A 17,481-nucleotide genomic window follows, 5' to 3' on the forward strand; every position below is an offset into this window, starting at 1 on the left:
AGGAAATAATGTTGGAAGTCATTTCATACAGGCAATCGGTCTTTCTGCTTTCCATGATTCTTCCTGTCACTGGCCACTTTCTTCTTTTGCCAACGATTTTCAGTTTTTCAGGTCATGAAGCATGGGTGGCAATCTTGCTTGCAGCGCCGTTAAGTTTTCTTTTCGGGTTCATTTTGTACAGGTTGCATACTATCTTTCCAAATTATACATTTAACGATATGCTTACACAAACATTCGGCAAGATAGCGGGCAATTTTTTGAATATTGGCTTACTGTGTTATTTCTTCTATTTAATGCTGATCACCTTTTATGGAATGATCGATTTTATCCAGGTTATTTTTTTACCTGAAACACCAAGGTTTGTTATTGCCATTCCCTTCTTCCTTGTTGTTCTCTATGCATCTTATTCAGGAATTGAAAGCATTGCAAGGATTAGCGAAGCCCTTTTGCCGATCATCATTTTCACAGGTTCTACCATTGGAATTGCCACCATTCCTGAAAAAAACTACAAATTGCTACTCCCTGTATTTGAGAATGGGCTTATCTCCCTGACTTCCAGTATTGTTTTGACAATTGCTTTATATGGTGAAACGTTATTGCTTTTGATGATCCATATAAAAAAAGACCATGCCAAATCGAGATCATTAATGTTTACCAACACCTTGCTGATGGTTTTAATAACCTTCATGTTTTTAGGAACCGTTACCGGCACTATTTCTGTATTTGGAGAGAAATTAGTCCAAACTCTCGAATATCCAGCACAAAGCATTGTGCGTTTGGTTTCTTTTGGTTTCATAGAACGCTTTGATATCTATGGGATTGCTGTGATCGTCTTGGGGAGTGTCATCAGGGCATCCGTTTTACTGATTTCTATTTATCAGATCTTTCGCAAATGGGTTTCAAGCGAAAAAGCTAAATGGCCAATTCAATTGGCCATTATCATTGCTATCGTATTTTTTTCTTTTGCTGTGATTGATAGCCACAGGCATTTCATAAGCATCTACATCACAAACTATTATCCATTGACCGCAGTTATTTCCTTTGGTCTGCCTCTTATTACATGGATTGTGTCCGAATTCAAAAGAATTGCAAAACCTTTAAAATTGTGAAGACTCCTGACAGTGCAACCCTTTTAACCGTATCACCAAGCGTGTCCGACGTGTTACTTGGATTGTTAAAGAAAGAATCCAAAAACCCGAGAAAGTGCGTACCAGAAGCGGTAAATAACCAACCAGATTCATTCATTAATAAATGCAGACTCACCTTGGCCGAAGTGGAGTCTGCATTTATGGGTTGTTTTAACTAAAAATAACTTGAGCCTTGCAAAAATTCGAAACGAAAAAACCGGTGAATACGATATTATTGTTAGCTCCTGCATTGTTTGTTTTTCTCCCCCTTTTAGATTACATATATTATTGTACTTAAGGAGTAACGAGCGGAGAAACTAAAGAACATTTAAGAAGTAAAAACTTGATTTAATAGTTGATCGATCTGACTTCCAACTTTGAATTTATGACCTATTTATGAAGTACCTTAGTTTACAATTTGTTTTTAATTTATGTGATCACTTCTATATGCTTCCCCATCTTAAAATTCAATATAAGCAATTGGATTAGTCGCCTATTTGTAAGTGAAAAGAATCATAAATAAATTAAATGAAAAAGCCCTTTCAAGATGATTCTCTTAAAGAGCTTTTTAGTAAAAAAATATTTTATTAAGTTTTGTAAAACAGTCCAAATAATCTTTCCAATAAATTATGACAAGTTTTCCAGTGGATTTTGACAAATTTCCAATTAATTTTGAAAACCTACAAACTTTCCAGTTATTTCACCCCCACTTTTTCTCATCCTGAACGAAGAGGATGCCTAGTTCGTGGTGGTCTCCTTCAAACAGTGCCCGCTGCACGAAGCGGATTTGTCCGTTCGTATCAAGTACTTCCAGTTTGCAGTGTGCTCTGTTGCGCGATAGTGCCTCATAAAATGATGATTCGTCATGGACGTATGTGCCATTGACCTTGGTGATATTCTCTCCGACTTCCAAAGCCATTTTTTCCGCTGGTGATCCTCTTAGGATACCTAGAATCATCACGCCCTGGTTCTTTTTTGCAAAATAAAACGGCCTGTTCTCTTCCTGCATTTGTTGCAAAAGGGTCAATGCTTCGCGTCCGATAATCGCGATGGATACAGCTGCGATTGCTGCAATTGGATACCAGTAGCCGATTGCCGCAATCAATGCGATCAGGATGCCAAGTCCGATTACCCGTCTGCCCTGCTGCTGAACGGCTTCCCTCGGCAGCATCCCCTTGATTTGCTGCTGCATGCCGATCGCAAATGGTACGAGCAGCAATGAATAGGAATTTTCGCCAAGCGTGAACACCGGCCACCAGTCGAACGGCAAGGTGAGGGTATTTCCCGGAATCAGCATAAAAGCCGGAACCAGCCACAATCGTTTCACCTCATGGACACCGACTGTCTGGCCGCGCTTGCTCTTGATTAATTTTGGAGAAGTTCCTTTTTTCGCATTCTTTAAAATCAGAAATCCTTCGCCAATTGTCAGCAATGCCAGCAATATAGCGATGGATGGGTATATTTTTTCATCGAGATTTGTAAATAGATCGCCGACGATTTTTTTTCCAGACAGAAAGGCTAGTGCAAAGAACGCAGCACCCACGGTATAGGCTGGAGCGAGCAGTCTGAGTCTCGCGGTAAAGCTCCAAAGCAATGTCGCTGCAGCAATTAATACAATTGCAGCGAACGGAAGGACAATTCCTGCTCCTATAATAATAAGGGAAATCACTAAACCAATCACAATACCAACGGGAAAAAGTTGCCTGAGTTCAAAAAAGGCATCCTCCGATCGGACCGTGAAGTTTTTCCGTTCTCGTTTCACGCGCGAAACACCAAAAAGCGCCGCTAGAAAAAGAGAATAATAGAACACAGGGTGAAGCAGCAGCCTGCCCGTCCCTTTCACTAGTTCCAAGAACCAATCTTGTGCCACCCTATGTCACCAGCCTTTCATGATTTTAAGCTTATTCTATCAAATGTACGGGGGAAAACCTATTAATAGTTGAGGAATATGGAAGGGATTTTTTTCTTATGTCTAATGCGGAGGCATTTTGCCGAACTTTTCGATCACGAGAGAGGATAAGAAAATAACCAAAAAGCTGCACCCAATAAGGTACAGCTTTTTGGTTATTTCGCCAGCAGCCTCAAGGCGGTTTGCAGCTGCAGGTCATTTTCTTCCAGTTTCATTGCCTGTCTGACCGCTTCCTCGAGTGCCGAGGCAGTTTTTGCATCGATGGCACCCGTCACCGGCAGATCATTTTTCCGTTGGAATGCTTTGACGGCAATTTCGGTCATGCCGTTGAAATAGCCATCCGTACGGCCTGGCTCCAATCCAAGGCCGACAAGAATTTCCTGCGCATTTTTGACTTGTTCATTATTCATATCGAGCTTGAGCGGTTTTTCGGCTTGGATGGGATGGGTATCATAAAGCGCCGGCTGCATCACTTCGACGGTTGGCTCGATGCCTTTCTTGTGGATCCAGTTTCCATTCGGCGTCAGCCATTTAAATACCGTCAGTTTAATATTGCTGCCATCCCCCATCGGTACAGCCTGCTGGACTGTTCCCTTACCAAAAGTCTTCTCGCCGATTACTGGATAGCCACCCGCTTCCTTCATTGCCCCGGCCAAGATTTCCGATGCTGATGCACTGCCGTCATTTATCAGCACACCAATTGGGTAGTCTTTCGCTTTATCCAAATTGGAAAAATAGCGTGTCTTCTCGCCGTTTCGTTCCTCTATTTGATAAAGCGGCTTATCTTTAGGGATCAGTTCCCGCAAGATCTCCTCGACACTCGAAAGCAGCCCGCCAGGATTTCCGCGCACATCAATCAACAGGGCATCCAGCCCCGCTTTTTCCAAAGCTGTCAGTTCCTTATCGAACTCCTTTGAGGTTTCCTCGGAAAAAGAGGTGATCTCCAGGTAGCCAACTTTTTCGCCATTTACCTTTTTCATATCACTGTAAACGGTAATTTGGGGGATTTCATCTCGAGTTACTTTTACTTGAACGGGATCATTCAAGCCTTCCCGTCCAATCTCGAGAACGACTGACGTCCCTTTTTTTCCGCGAATTTTCATAGTTGCTTCAAACAAATCCAGCCCTTCAATACTATCTCCATTGATCTTCAGAATTTGATCGTTCGGCTTCAGTCCCGCTTTTTCTGCAGGTGAATTTTTAAATGGTGAAACAATCACCACTTTCCCATCGACGGAACTGACTTCCGCGCCAATCCCTTCAAATGATGACTCCAATGTCTGATTGAATTGCTTGGCCGTTTCCTTGTCCATATAGACGGAATAGGGATCCTCCAATGTGGACAGCATTCCTTGTATCGCACCCTCCACCAGCTTTTCTTCTTCTACCTTTTCCAGATAATTAGTGAAAATCAAACTGTAGGCCTGCGCAACTTTTTCAAGATGGTCCGACTCGCTAGAATTTGCTGGCCCATTTTCCTTGGAAGGAAAAATCTGATGGTCTAGCACTCCAGCGTACCATTGCATTCCGGCGTATGTACCTCCCGCACCAGTCAGCAGCGATCCCGCCATCAAAATGGCAATCCATTTACGATCCATTGCCAAACTCCTCCCTGTTTACCGCATTCTATGATTCCCATTATATGACGAAGATGGACAGGTTATGAAGGATTAATTTTCACATGGCTTGGATATAGGACTAGCAATTGGGAATAAAAAAAGGAAGAGAATGGAAGTCTCTTCCTTACATGCTTATCTCAAATACGGAATAGGGTTGACGTAGTTTCGCTTGTCAGGAGTCCAAGGTCCATCATGCAATTCGAAGTGCAAATGTTGACCGCTAGATTGCCCTGTATTGCCCATTGTCCCAATTCTTTGACCTTTGGAGACGACGGACCCAGGTCCCACTGTTCTTGAACCAGTTCTCATATGTGCATAAACTGTCGTATAGATTTTGCCGTTTATCGAATGGGTAATAAAGATAACTTCCCCATAACTGCTGGATGTATAAGATTGACTGACATACCCATCAGCTGCGGCGACGATTGGAACCGTTCCACCGCTCGCTATATCGATTCCGTAGTGGTAAGCTCCCCCTCTGGAGCCAGTGGATGAAGATACATAACCGCGGGCCGGCCACATAAACATGCCATTAGATACGGGAGGCGCCAAAACTTGGGGTGCAGATGCAGGTGCAGAAGACTCTGAAGTCCCGCTTTTCTTCTGTGCCGCTGCTCGATCTCTAGCCAGCTGAGCTTGTTCTCTAGCCAGTTTAGCTTGTCTTTCCTGTTCAGCTGCAATCTCCGCTTGACGTTTCTTCTCGAGAGCAATTGCTTTTTCGATGGCATCGGCTTGTGAAGCTAAAATTTTCTGCTGTTCAGCAATATCGTTGATTTCTCCGTGCATTTGGTGCTCTTCCTGTTCGAGCTCTTTCATCAACTCTTGCTGTCTAGCTATTTTCCCTTTTAGCTGACCTTTCAAGGCTTCTAATTCCTTCTTCATCGATTGAAGATCGGAAAGCTTTGTTTCCACTTGCTTTTGCTTTTTTTCCAAGTCATCTTTATCCTTCTGATGCTGCACAAGAATATCCTTGTCAGCTTGTACAATCGTAGTAACTGCATTTACTCTGTCAATGAAGTCGCTGAAGCTTTGTGCGCCGAGAAGAACATCCATATAGCTGATCGTTCCTCCGCTTTCTTGCATCGAGCGAGCTTTATCCTTCAGCAATGCATTTCTTTTATTAATACGCTCGATCAATTCTGCTATCTCCACTTTCAGCTGCTCGATTTCAGCAGTGGTTTGATCAATTTGAGCATTTTTTTCTTTAATTTTGTTTTCCGTGTCCTTTACTGCAGTATCAAGTGCTCCAATCTCACTCTTTACTTTTTCCTGGTCCGATTGAATTTCCGTAATTGCGGATTTTTTTTCATCAATCTCACTGTTTAATCCGGAGCGTTTATTTAACGCTTCCTGCTTCTTCTGTTCCAAACTGGAAATTGATTCGGCGTTGGCATACATTGGGCTTATCACTGCACCTAGGCTTAAAGTACTGACTACTGCTAGTGAGAGTATCTGCTTTTTCACTAGATCTTTCCCCTCTCTTACTCATGATAGTTTCGTAACTTTTTGTTTCTATCTCTCGTCTATTGGGTATGTAGTGTTTAGGAGAAACGTTCGACTCCCTTACACTTTTAAAAACTTGCGGACGGACATGAGACTTCCCCAGATTCCAATTGCAGCACCCATGATAATCAGGATCGCAGACAGCTGGTAAACAAACGGGTTGAATTCGAGTAATGTAATAAAATGATCTTTTAGCTTTTCGTTTAAGAAGTCAACAGCGTAATAATACGCTGTTGACACTACCGCAATCGGAATGATTGCTCCGAGAACACCGAGCCATAACCCTTCAAGGAAAAACGGCCACCTGATAAACCCGTTTGTTGCTCCTACGAGTCTCATAATCTCAATCTCTCGTTTGCGCGCCATGATCGTGATTTTAATGGTATTCGAGATCAGGAACATGGCCGTAAAAAGAAGTCCGACAATCAGAACGAGTCCGACATTCCGGCTAATTTTTATAAAACTGAATAATTTCTCAACCGTACCTTGACCATATTTGACGGTCGTTACATAATTCAGTTTCTCGAGCTTCTTTGCGACATTCATTGTGTCAGTAGGATTTTTCGTCTTTACGACGAACACATCGTTCAAAGGATTGTCCTGTTCAAACAGCTGGAAGGCTTCCCCCTGGTCGCCAAGACTGGCAATTAGGTTCTCAAGTTCCTTTTCCTTAGGGGAAAAAGTGACATTCTTGATGCCAGAAACTTGATTAATCTGTTGTTCCAATACCTCTTTATCTTTGTCGTTCGCTGCTGCATCCACATGAACTCGGATTTCTACATCCTCCTCGATTGTGGTTGCGACTTTATTTAAATTCATCATAATGACGAAAAAGACACCGACCAAAAGCAGGGTAACCGTTACGGCACTTACGGATGCAAAGGTCATCCAGCCATTCCGGGCTATACTTTTAAAGCTTTCACGAATGTGGCGGCGGAATGTTCTAGCCTTCATATCCGTACTCACCTTTCATTTCATCACGCGCAATCCGGCCGTTCTCAATCGCAATAACGCGATGCTTAATTGTGTTGACGATCTCTTTGTTGTGGGTGGCCATGACAATGGTGGTTCCCCTCATATTAATTTCTTCAAAGATGTTCATAATTCCCCACGAGGTGTCCGGATCAAGATTCCCCGTAGGCTCATCGGCGATCACCACTTTTGGCGCATTCACGATCGAGCGAGCAATGGCAACGCGCTGCTGCTCCCCGCCTGATAGCTCTGTCGGGAGCGCCCTGGCCTTATGCTTCAAGCCCACTAATTCCAAAGTTTCCATAACCCTCTTTTTGATATATTGTGGGGATTCCTCAACAACCTCCATCGCGAACGCGACATTTTCATAGACTGAGAGAGTAGGAAGCAATTTGAAGTCCTGGAATACGACGCCAATATTACGACGAAGCAACGGTACTTTGCTGTCCTTAAGCTTTGCGAGGTTAACACCATTTATAACGATGGATCCTTTTGAAGGCTTTTCTTCCCGGTACATCATTTTTATAAAAGTAGATTTTCCAGCACCGCTAGGTCCTACCACGTATAAAAATTCACCTGCGTCTATATGGACATTCAATCCATTGGCGGCCAAAATGCCGTTGGGATAAGTCTTATACACATCCTGCATATCAATCATTTTTGTATCACCTTAGATAGTTAGTCTTATCACGTGGCTATTCATTCGACAATTTGTAACAAAACTATTATAGCATCTTGTTCTATCAAAAAAACCCTTTTCTATATTACAGTTTCTTTTCAAATTTCATAAAAGGTCCCATAATCCACTGTTCACGTGAATTTAGCTTTACATTTCCGATGCCTTGTTCCCTATTTATCTAGTAAAAACCCTTTTGGTAGGAAGTTTTGAGATTAGTCGAATTTTTAGTTTTATTACGATAGCATAAAATTTTTGTCGATAACTTGTTTGTACAAAATGTGAATGCAAAAAAACGTCCTGCTTTTAACAGAACGTTTCCAATACTCGCTATTTTTTGTTTGCCAACCATTCAGCCACGGCTGAAGCGTCAGCTCCTTCCAATAACTTAGGTGGCATTGCTCCTTGACCATTCGCGATTGTACTTTCAATCTGATCTTGTGATAGCCGGGATCCTACATCACTTAATTTTGGCCCTACGCCGCCTTCCAAGTTGCCGCCATGGCAACTGGAGCATTTTTGGTTAAAAAGTTTTTCTGGGTCTGCCCCAGCCTTGTCGCCGCCAGCTTGATCGCCGCCACCGCCACCGCCACAGGCTGCCAGCGCTAACGTTGTACCCATTAATAATGCCGCTAGTTTTTTCTTCAAACGTATCTCCCCTTTCGAAAGTTTTACAAACATGACTACTATATTATACCAATATTAAGCTCTTTTAAAACCCTCCCCCAATACTTCCGAGGCATCCATTACAATCACGAATGCAACGGGATCAATGGATTGGACTAAATGTTTCAATTTTGTGAATTCCGTCTGATCGACGACACACATGATAATCGGCCGTTCTTGGTCGGTATAACCTCCGTATGCTGATAGTTTTGTCACACCACGGTCAATTTTATTCAAAATCGCTTCACGAACTTCATCCTGGCGATTCGTGATGATCATTGCCATCTTTGAGCGACCGATGCCGACCTGAACGAGATCAATTGTTTTACTAGTCACATACAGCCCGATCAAAGCATAAAGTCCACGCTCGATATCAAAGACAATCGCTGCCGACAAGACGATTAGTCCGTCGATCAACGCCACGCATGTACCAATTGAAAGTCCCGAAAATTTTTGGATAATTTGCGCTGCCAAATCCGTTCCGCCGGTGGAAGCATTTCCTCTAAAGACAATTCCAAGCCCCAATCCGACGCCTATTCCTCCGAATAAGGATCCTAACAACGGATCGAGAGTCCATGGCTCCACATCGCTTGTCAGGAACACGACGAAGGGCAGAAAGATCGTTCCTGCAAGTGTTTTATACCCATATTGCCTTCCTAGAAAAATAACTCCCGCGATAAATAATGGAATATTTAAGGCCCATTGCACGTATGCCGGCTCCCAGCCAATCGTCGCATCCAAAATCGTACTAATTCCGCTCACTCCACCCGAAGCAATCCGGTTCGGCAGCAGAAACACATTAAACGATAGAGCAACAATCCCAGAACCGATCAACACATAGCCATATTCCATCAACCTGGATATAGCTGGATGAATCTTCTGATTTCGCCGTTTTTTCACTGTCCTATCCCCTTTTCCGTTTATGCCGTCAGTGAGTATAGCATGTCGCAAATTTTCTGTAAACGATAACAATGCGCCGTGTTAAAGGAGAAAAGTGGCAGGAGTTTTTACAGGCTTTTGTCGCTTGTGAAATTATGAACATTTTTTGACGTTTTCCTAAATACCCTTACCCCTAGTCGTACTTTGTGATATATTTCACGTATAGGATTGATTAGTATTCCTGTCTGGAGATGAAATTATTTTTTTTAACAAAGATTGCTCAATATTACACAATAAATTTTTTCAGAAAGAGGGTATTTTAAATGGCTAAAAAAGTGGTAATCGTAGGTGGAGTTGCTGGTGGTGCTACAACGGCTGCCCGGTTGAGAAGATTGGATGAACAGACAGAAATCATAATGATCGAACGGGGAGAATACATTTCTTTCGCCAACTGCGGCCTTCCTTATTATATTGGTGGGGCGATTCAGGAACGCGACGCTTTGCTTGTACAAACAGTGGAAGGCATGTCAAAAAAATTCAATATGGATATTCGCAATTTGAGCGAAGTAACGCGCATTGATCGGGAGCGCAAGATGGTGGAAATCAAGAATTTGAAAACTGGCGAATCATACGAAGAAAATTATGATGTGCTTGTGTTATCACCCGGAGCGAGCCCTATTAAGCCTCCGATTCCAGGCATTGATGAGGCACAAGCATTGTTTACGCTTCGCAATATTCCGGACACTGATAAAATCAAGGCGTATGTTGATGAGCAGCAGCCAAGGAAAGCGGCAGTGATTGGCGGTGGCTTCATCGGTGTCGAAATGGCCGAAAACCTCCGGGAACGCGGAATTGAAGTAACACTGGTTGAAATGGCGAACCAGATTATGGCGCCAATCGATTTTGAAATGGCTTCTATTTTACACCAGCACGTTCGTGAAAAAGGCGTAAACCTTGTGCTTGAAGATGGGGTGAAATCTTTTGATAACAATGGAAAACTGATCAACCTCACCAGCGGAAAGCAGCTCGAAACGGATTTGATCATCCTTGCGATCGGTGTCGTTCCTGAAAATAAATTGGCGAAGGAAGCGGGCTTGGAGCTGGGACTTCGCGGTGCGATTCGTGTTAATGAACGATTGCAGACAGCAGACGAAAGCATCTATGCCATTGGCGACGCGATTGAAGTGAAGGATTACATCAATGGCCAGGCGACTCACATTCCGCTTGCATGGCCAGCAAACCGCCAGGGACGCATCGTCGCTGACCGCATCAACGGCATCGATTCTAAGTACCAAGGAACCCTTGGCACATCGATTGCGAAGGTATTTGACATGACAGTTGCCGCAACAGGCAATAACGAAAAAACATTGAAGCGACTTGGCATTTCTTACGATGTTGTGCACGTTCACCCAAGCTCTCACGCCGGATACTATCCAGGTGCGTTCCCAATTGCCCTGAAATTGATATTCGACCGTGAGACAGGAAAAATCTTTGGCGCTCAGGCTGTATCGTATGATGGTGCCGACAAACGAATCGATGTGTTGGCAACAGCCATCAAAGGCGGCATGACCATTTTTGACTTGCCAGATCTTGAGCTCGCATACGCACCGCCTTACTCTTCCGCTAAAGATCCGGTCAATATGGCGGGATATGCAGCCAAAAATATCGCCGAAGGTCTTGTGGACACTGTGCAGTGGCACGAGATAAATGACATTCTAGCGGACGGCGGATATTTGATTGACGTTCGCGAACCAATCGAGCGCGACATGGGGATGATCGACGGCTCTGTGAACATTCCGCTTGGTGAGCTGCGTGAGCGACTTGACGAGATTCCGACGAAAGACGTATACGTGTACTGCCAAGTTGGACTTCGTGGATATTTGGCTTCACGGATCCTCAAGCAGGCTGGATTCAATGTGAAGAACCTCGATGGCGGATACAAGACTTATTCTTGCGTGTTCGAGCCAGATGCGAGCGAAAACTGCGGAACACCAATCAGCGATAACGGCGTTGCCCAGCGGAATGCTGCAATGGAGGAACTCGCAGCTGGTGCAGCGCAGGCAAGTGTTGGATTAGCATTAGAGTCTTCGGCGAAAACAACGACTCTTGACGCTTGCGGCTTGTCTTGTCCTGGCCCAATCATGAAGGTTTACAAAACAATTGGCGACATGAAGGAAGGCGAGGTGCTGGAAGTTCACGCGACCGACCCAGGCTTCGGAAAAGACATCAACGCATGGTGCGAAAAGACCGGCAACAAGCTGCTCAGCTATAAATTTGAGGATAAAAAGTTCAAAGCTCAGATTAGGAAAGGGAACGTTGTCGCGATGGCCGCTCCTATCGAAGTGCCAGCCAGAAAGGGTGCGACAATGGTCGTATTCAGCGGAGAGCTCGACAAGGCCATCGCTACCTTCATCATCGCATCTGGCGCCGCGGCGATGGGAAAAGAGGTAACTTTGTTCTTCACCTTCTGGGGACTGAACATCTTGAAGCGCAACGATGCACCATCTACTGAAAAAGACATGATGGCAAAAATGTTCAGCATGATGATGCCAAAAGGCGCTAGCGACCTGCCGCTGTCCAAAATGAACATGGCCGGCATGGGATCAAAAATGATCAAGACTGTCATGGCCAACAAAAACGTCGACAGCCTTGAAACCTTGATGAAAAACGCCATCGACGCCGGTGTGAAACTGGTTGCTTGCGGCATGAGCATGGATATTATGGGAATTTCCAAAGAAGAGCTAATTGACGGAGTCGAGATTGGCGGCGTTGCAGCATATCTTGGAGATGCAGAGGATTCTGGGTTGAATTTGTTCATCTAATAAGTGGAGCGGTCCTCTATGTTGAGGGACGCTTTTTTTCCTTTTTTTCCATATTGAGGTTAAATGAGAGATAGAGTCCCTTTTGGGAGAGATTTTATTAATAATCCGAGAGAATATTTTGTCACGCTGAGAGAATCTCACTGTGTGCCGAGAGATTCCGCTTTTTAAATGAGAGATTCCATTTTTCTGAACTTCAAGCAGGACTTTTCAATCGTCATGTTGAATATAATCATCAAAATAATAAGGAGTGATTCCATTTTGATTGTAAAAAAGAGAGAAATACCATTACGAATCTTGATTGATGAGGCTTTATTGAGGCGCCTTCCTCTCAATCATCCAAAAAGAACCGAAATTACCCAAGATCTTTTGATTCGAAGAGCCGGATTCAAAGGGGAACAGGACATGGACTATTATCTCAGCCTGCTAGACGATTCCGAATTCTATATTCTCCAGAATATCCGCCTTCCTTTGGGAAACAATCACTTCCAAATCGATTTCCTCTTGCTCTCCATTACTTTCATCCTTTTAATCGAAAATAAAAATATGCCTGGCTATATTGAATTCGACGCAGATTTTAACCAGGTCATTCGCAGGAATAATGGTAAAACGGAGATTTACGATGATCCAGTCTTGCAAGTAAAAAGGCAATTGATTCAGCTGGCCCATTGGCTCAAACTGAACCACTTCACAATTCCTCCACTGGAATTCCTCGTCACCTACAGCAATCAAGGCTCCATCCTTCAAAACCCAACCAAAAATGAAGAAATATATAAAAGAGTTTGTAAGGGCGGAGCTGCAGTCATGAAAATAGAGGAATTCAAAAATCGAAACACCAAAGAAATCTTTTCGCAAAAGGATATAAAAAGATTAGTTAAATTTTTGATTAAAAGCCATGAACCCGAGGGATCCCATCTGAATAAATTCAGTCTTTCTTCAGCGGATTTCGTTCTAGGGGTTGCTTGTCCATCCTGCAGCCGGCTGTATATGGAGCGAATATCAGGGAGCTGGCACTGTGCCAATTGCGGAACCAGCTCATCTGATGCACATGTACAAACGATAATGGATTACTTTTTAATCGGTAACCCCTCCATCACAAACAAGCAGCTCCGGCTGCTGTTAAAGCTTCCATCAGATAAAACAGCTTCTAGGCTCCTCCTCAACACGAAACTCCCCTTTTCAGGGACCACAAAAAACAGAGTTTATTTTCCAAAGTAATTCCTTAGAATCCATTATTTGGATAAATGAGAGAATAGAATGTGTTGGCGAGAGATTCTTGATTTATTATGAGAGATTATCCACATTAAACAAGAGATAATGAGCTTTTACAGAGAGAATCATCATCTATACCGAGAGATTCCCTAAAAATCCCCCGCCAAACCCGGCGGGGGACTCCCAAAACACCTATTTTACTCACTCAAACTCAACTTGGAGCGCAAATATGCGTCGATAAACTGATCAATATCCCCGTCCATGACGGCTTGCACGTTGCCGGATTCCGTTCCAGTCCGGTGATCCTTCACCATGGAATACGGATGGAACACGTAGGAGCGGATTTGACTGCCCCAGCTGATTTCTTTTTGCTCGCCACGAATTTCGTCGAGTTCTACTTGTTGCTGTTCAATTTCACGCTGGTACAACTTTGCTTTCAGCATTTTCATCGATGTATCGCGGTTTTTGATCTGCGAACGTTCTGCTTGAGATGATACAACGACACCAGTCGGCAAGTGGGTAATTCGGACGGCTGAGTCAGTGGTGTTAATGTGCTGACCGCCAGCGCCGCTTGCACGGTACGTATCGATTTTCAAGTCTTCCGGCCGAATGTCAATCTCGATTTCGTTATTGAATTCCGGCATGACTTCACAGGAAACGAATGAAGTATGGCGGCGGCCTGACGAGTCAAACGGCGAAATTCGAACGAGGCGGTGTACGCCTTTTTCCGCTTTCAAATATCCGTATGCATTATGACCTTTGATCGCTAGCGTGACACTCTTAATGCCCGCTTCATCGCCGGGAAGATAATCCAATGTCTCCACCTTGAAGCCGCGCTTCTCCGCCCAGCGTGTATACATACGCAGCAGCATCGAACCCCAATCCTGGGACTCGGTTCCGCCAGCCCCTGGATGCAACTCGAGGATTGCATTATTTTTATCAAACTCTTCACTCAACAACAACTGAAGCTCAAACTCACTCAGGCGCTCTTTAAACTCGACGAGCTCCTTCTCCAATTCCTCGCGAAGATCTGTGTCGTTTTCCTCTTTCACCAGCTCATACGTCAGATCGAGATTTTCGTATATCTCGCTTAGCTCCTTAAAAACATCTACCTGTTCTTTCAGCTCATTGGTTTCGTTGATGACAACCTGTGCTTTTTGCTGATCATCCCAGAAATCGGGCGCAAGCATACCGTCTTCTAATTCAGCGATGCGCGCTTCCTTATTTTCCAGGTCAAAGAGACCCCCTAAAGCCCGCTAATTTCTTAGCTGTTTTCTCAAGCTCATTTCTGATATCTGCTAATTCCATACCATTCACCTCATATAAAGTTAATTACTATTATACCCCATTCAGAAAAAAAAGAGCCGGTCCCCCGCGCCCTCTTTAGTACCGCATCACCGCACTGGGGGTCTGACCCCCGATGCGGCGATGCGGTGAAGTTATTCTGCTTTGCCGCAGCAGTTTTTGTATTTTTTGCCGCTGCCGCAGATGCATGGGTCATTGCGGCCGATATTCATTGTTTTGACGACTGGTTTCTTTTTCACTTTTCCGCCTTCGTCTTCTTTCGGATTCACTGCCTGGCCTTTCGCTACTTCCTGGCGCTCGAGATTGCTGCGGATTTCTGCCTTCATGATGTACTTCGCAACATCGTCTTCGATGGAAAGGACCATGCTTTCGAACATCGCAAAACCTTCATGCTGGTACTCGCGCAGTGGATCGATCTGGCCGTAAGCACGCAGGTGGATCCCTTGGCGCAGCTGGTCCATCTGGTCGATATGGTCCATCCACTTGGAGTCAACGGAACGAAGCACGATGACTTTTTCAAACTCACGCATTTGCTCGTTTGTCAGCATTGCTTCTTTCTCGTCATAGCGCTCCTTCACCTTGGCCATGATGACTTCGATGATTTCCTCCTGCTCTTTGCCGCTAAGGTCGTCGACGGTGACGTCTCCTTCGTGAAGCAGGTTGCCATTCACGTAGTCGATGATGCTGTTCAGATCCCAATCTTCCATCTCTTCGCCGCTTGGCGTATGAGCGAAAACATTGCGCTCTAAGGAAGACCTGATCATTTTTTCAACGATGTCGCGCAGGTTTTCAGACTCAAGCACCTCATCACGCTGCTTATAGATGATTTCACGCTGCTGGCGAAGAACATCGTCGTACTGCAGCAACTGCTTACGGGCATCGAAGTTGTTGCCCTCCACACGTTTTTGCGCAGATTCAACCGCTTTCGATACCATCTTGCTCTGGATTGGCTGGGTATCATCCATGCCAAGGCGCTCCATCATCGTCTTCATATTGTCAGAACCGAAGCGGCGCATCAGCTCATCTTCCATGGAAAGGTAGAACTGCGTTACACCTGGGTCTCCTTGACGACCGGAACGTCCGCGAAGCTGGTTATCGATCCGACGGCTCTCATGGCGCTCGGTACCAATGACGGCAAGACCGCCAAGATCTGTGACGCCCTCGCCAAGCTTGATGTCTGTACCGCGACCCGCCATGTTTGTTGCAATCGTCACCGCACCCTTCGAACCTGCTCCTGCGATGATTTCCGCCTCTCGCTCATGGTTTTTCGCGTTGAGGACATTATGCTTAATGCCTTTTTTTGATAAAAATGCAGAGATGATTTCCGACGTTTCAATCGCAACCGTACCAACGAGCACTGGCTGCCCAGCCTGGTGGCGCTCGGCGATATCATCGGCAACTGCCTTGAACTTGCCCTGCATCGATGCATAAATTAAATCCGGACGGTCGTCACGGACGATCGGACGGTTCGTCGGGATAACCACTACGTACATATTGTATATATTACGGAATTCCTCTTCCTCCGTCTTTGCTGTACCAGTCATACCGGAAAGCTTTTCATACATACGGAAGTAGTTTTGGAAGGTGATCGTCGCAAGCGTCATGCTTTCATTCTGGATTTCAAGGCCTTCCTTCGCCTCGATTGCCTGGTGCAAGCCTTCGCTGTAGCGGCGCCCCTTCATCAGACGGCCGGTGAACTGGTCGACAATAACAATCTCGCCGTCCTGAATGACATAATCAACATCCTTGTGCATACTCGCGTGTGCCTTCAATGCCTGGTTGATATGGTGCAGCAAGGTCACATGCTTGATGTCAAAAAGATTATCGACGCCGAAAGCCTTCTCGGATTTCGTAATCCCTTCCTCCGTCAGCTGAACACCCTTCGTTTTTTCATCATAAGTGTAGTCCTCTTCCCGCTTCAAGGTACGCACGAAGGCATTCGCTTGAATGTATAGCGCCGCAGACTTTTGCGCCGAGCCTGAAATGATCAACGGCGTCCGGGCTTCATCGATCAAAATGGAGTCTACTTCATCGATGACACAGAAATGAAGCGAACGCTGAACTTTCTGGTCCGTATACAGTACCATATTGTCACGCAAATAGTCGAAGCCAAACTCATTGTTCGTACCATACGTAATGTCCGCGCGATACGCTTCCTGCTTTTCTTCCTTCGTCATGCTGTTTAAGTTGAGGCCAACAGACAGGCCCAGGAACTCATACAGCTTGCCCATCTCAACCGCGTCACGGCTTGCGAGGTATTCATTGACCGTGATGACGTGCACGCCGCGTCCAGTGATCGCATTCAAGTAAACCGGCATGGTCGCTGTTAGTGTTTTCCCTTCCCCAGTCTTCATCTCGGCAATATTTCCCTCGTGGAGAGCGATCCCACCCATCAGCTGAACCTTATAAGGATACAGGCCAAGAACCCGCTTGGCACCTTCCCGGACAACCGCAAATGCCTCCACAAGCAGATCATCCGTGGATTCGCCTTGCTGGTAGCGATTCTTGAACTCTTCCGCTTTTTCCCTTAGCTGGTCGTCAGACAGTTTTTCCATATCAGCTGCAAGCGCATCGATTTGATCCGCCATTTTCGTCAATTTCTTAATATCGCGTTTATTCTGGTCGAAAATTTTCGTTAAAATCCCCATACAGACGCTCCTTTTATCGATTGAATCTCAGTGAATTCGAAAAGCGCAAGCGCCTTGTCCAGCCCCCGACAGCGCTGGAGGGCCTGCCAGTGAAGTCGTTCTTTGACTTCATTGGGCCGACCGAAGCGTCTCGAGGGGCTAGGCGC

At 45.0% G+C, this 17,481-nt stretch carries 12 protein-coding genes; 3 read left to right on the forward strand and 9 right to left on the reverse strand.

Going from position 1 to position 17,481, the window contains the following annotated elements; all coding sequences use genetic code 11:
• Positions 1 to 8 precede the first annotated feature (8 nt).
• Positions 9 to 1,109 (forward strand): GerAB/ArcD/ProY family transporter, encoded by a 1,101-nt coding sequence (locus tag UB32_RS16275; RefSeq protein WP_044395644.1) that lies wholly within the window; start codon positions 9 to 11, stop codon positions 1,107 to 1,109.
• 718 nt (positions 1,110 to 1,827) lie between these two features.
• On the opposite strand, the gene UB32_RS16280 is transcribed toward UB32_RS16275, so the two are convergent.
• From UB32_RS16280 to UB32_RS16310, 7 genes are all read right to left on the reverse strand, one after another.
• Entirely contained in the window at positions 1,828 to 2,997 is a 1,170-nt protein-coding gene (locus UB32_RS16280) for a PDZ domain-containing protein (protein WP_044395646.1), read from the reverse strand.
• A 194-nt stretch (positions 2,998 to 3,191) separates the two neighbouring features.
• Positions 3,192 to 4,634 carry a S41 family peptidase gene (locus UB32_RS16285; RefSeq protein ID WP_044395648.1) on the reverse strand — a complete coding sequence of 481 codons (1,443 nt, stop codon included), beginning with the start codon at positions 4,632 to 4,634 and terminating at the stop codon, positions 3,192 to 3,194.
• A 153-nt stretch (positions 4,635 to 4,787) separates the two neighbouring features.
• Positions 4,788 to 6,119, reverse strand: coding sequence for a murein hydrolase activator EnvC family protein (locus UB32_RS16290; RefSeq protein ID WP_044395650.1), 1,332 nt, complete (start codon positions 6,117 to 6,119; stop codon positions 4,788 to 4,790).
• Positions 6,120 to 6,218: 99 nt separating this feature from the next.
• Positions 6,219 to 7,112 (reverse strand): permease-like cell division protein FtsX, encoded by an 894-nt coding sequence (gene ftsX / locus UB32_RS16295; protein WP_044395652.1) that lies wholly within the window; start codon positions 7,110 to 7,112, stop codon positions 6,219 to 6,221.
• Positions 7,102 to 7,788 carry a cell division ATP-binding protein FtsE gene (gene ftsE, locus UB32_RS16300; protein WP_044395653.1) on the reverse strand — a complete coding sequence of 229 codons (687 nt, stop codon included), beginning with the start codon at positions 7,786 to 7,788 and terminating at the stop codon, positions 7,102 to 7,104. The genes ftsX and ftsE overlap by 11 nt, the downstream gene beginning before the upstream one ends.
• Positions 7,789 to 8,136: 348 nt before the next feature.
• Complete coding sequence (cccB, locus tag UB32_RS16305; RefSeq protein WP_044395654.1) at positions 8,137 to 8,454, reverse strand: cytochrome c551; 318 nt, start codon at positions 8,452 to 8,454, stop codon at positions 8,137 to 8,139.
• A gap of 54 nt (positions 8,455 to 8,508) precedes the next feature.
• Positions 8,509 to 9,324, reverse strand: coding sequence for a YitT family protein (locus UB32_RS16310; RefSeq protein WP_044395668.1), 816 nt, complete (start codon positions 9,322 to 9,324; stop codon positions 8,509 to 8,511).
• 350 nt (positions 9,325 to 9,674) lie between these two features.
• Between UB32_RS16310 and UB32_RS16315 the strand changes: the two genes are divergently transcribed.
• Together UB32_RS16315 and UB32_RS16320 are read left to right on the forward strand one after the other, a co-directional pair.
• Positions 9,675 to 12,173 carry a CoA-disulfide reductase gene (locus UB32_RS16315; protein WP_044395656.1) on the forward strand — a complete coding sequence of 833 codons (2,499 nt, stop codon included), beginning with the start codon at positions 9,675 to 9,677 and terminating at the stop codon, positions 12,171 to 12,173.
• Positions 12,174 to 12,431: 258 nt separating this feature from the next.
• Complete coding sequence (locus UB32_RS16320) at positions 12,432 to 13,388, forward strand: nuclease-related domain-containing protein (RefSeq protein WP_044395670.1); 957 nt, start codon at positions 12,432 to 12,434, stop codon at positions 13,386 to 13,388.
• 191 nt (positions 13,389 to 13,579) lie between these two features.
• Here UB32_RS16320 and prfB read toward each other — a convergent pair.
• Together prfB and secA are read right to left on the reverse strand one after the other, a co-directional pair.
• Positions 13,580 to 14,690, reverse strand: a protein-coding gene (prfB, locus tag UB32_RS16325) for a peptide chain release factor 2 (RefSeq protein ID WP_128721571.1) whose coding sequence is annotated in 2 segments (ribosomal slippage) — positions 13,580 to 14,617 and positions 14,619 to 14,690 — 1,110 coding nt in all. Because the reading frame shifts where the segments join, the coding sequence is not laid out codon by codon here.
• A gap of 131 nt (positions 14,691 to 14,821) precedes the next feature.
• Positions 14,822 to 17,335 carry a preprotein translocase subunit SecA gene (gene secA / locus UB32_RS16330; RefSeq protein ID WP_044395660.1) on the reverse strand — a complete coding sequence of 838 codons (2,514 nt, stop codon included), beginning with the start codon at positions 17,333 to 17,335 and terminating at the stop codon, positions 14,822 to 14,824.
• Between the last annotated feature and the right edge of the window lie 146 nt (positions 17,336 to 17,481).

The sequence above is a fragment of the Mesobacillus subterraneus genome (genome assembly GCF_000934845.1).
Classification (GTDB): domain Bacteria; phylum Bacillota; class Bacilli; order Bacillales; family Cytobacillaceae; genus Mesobacillus; species Mesobacillus stamsii.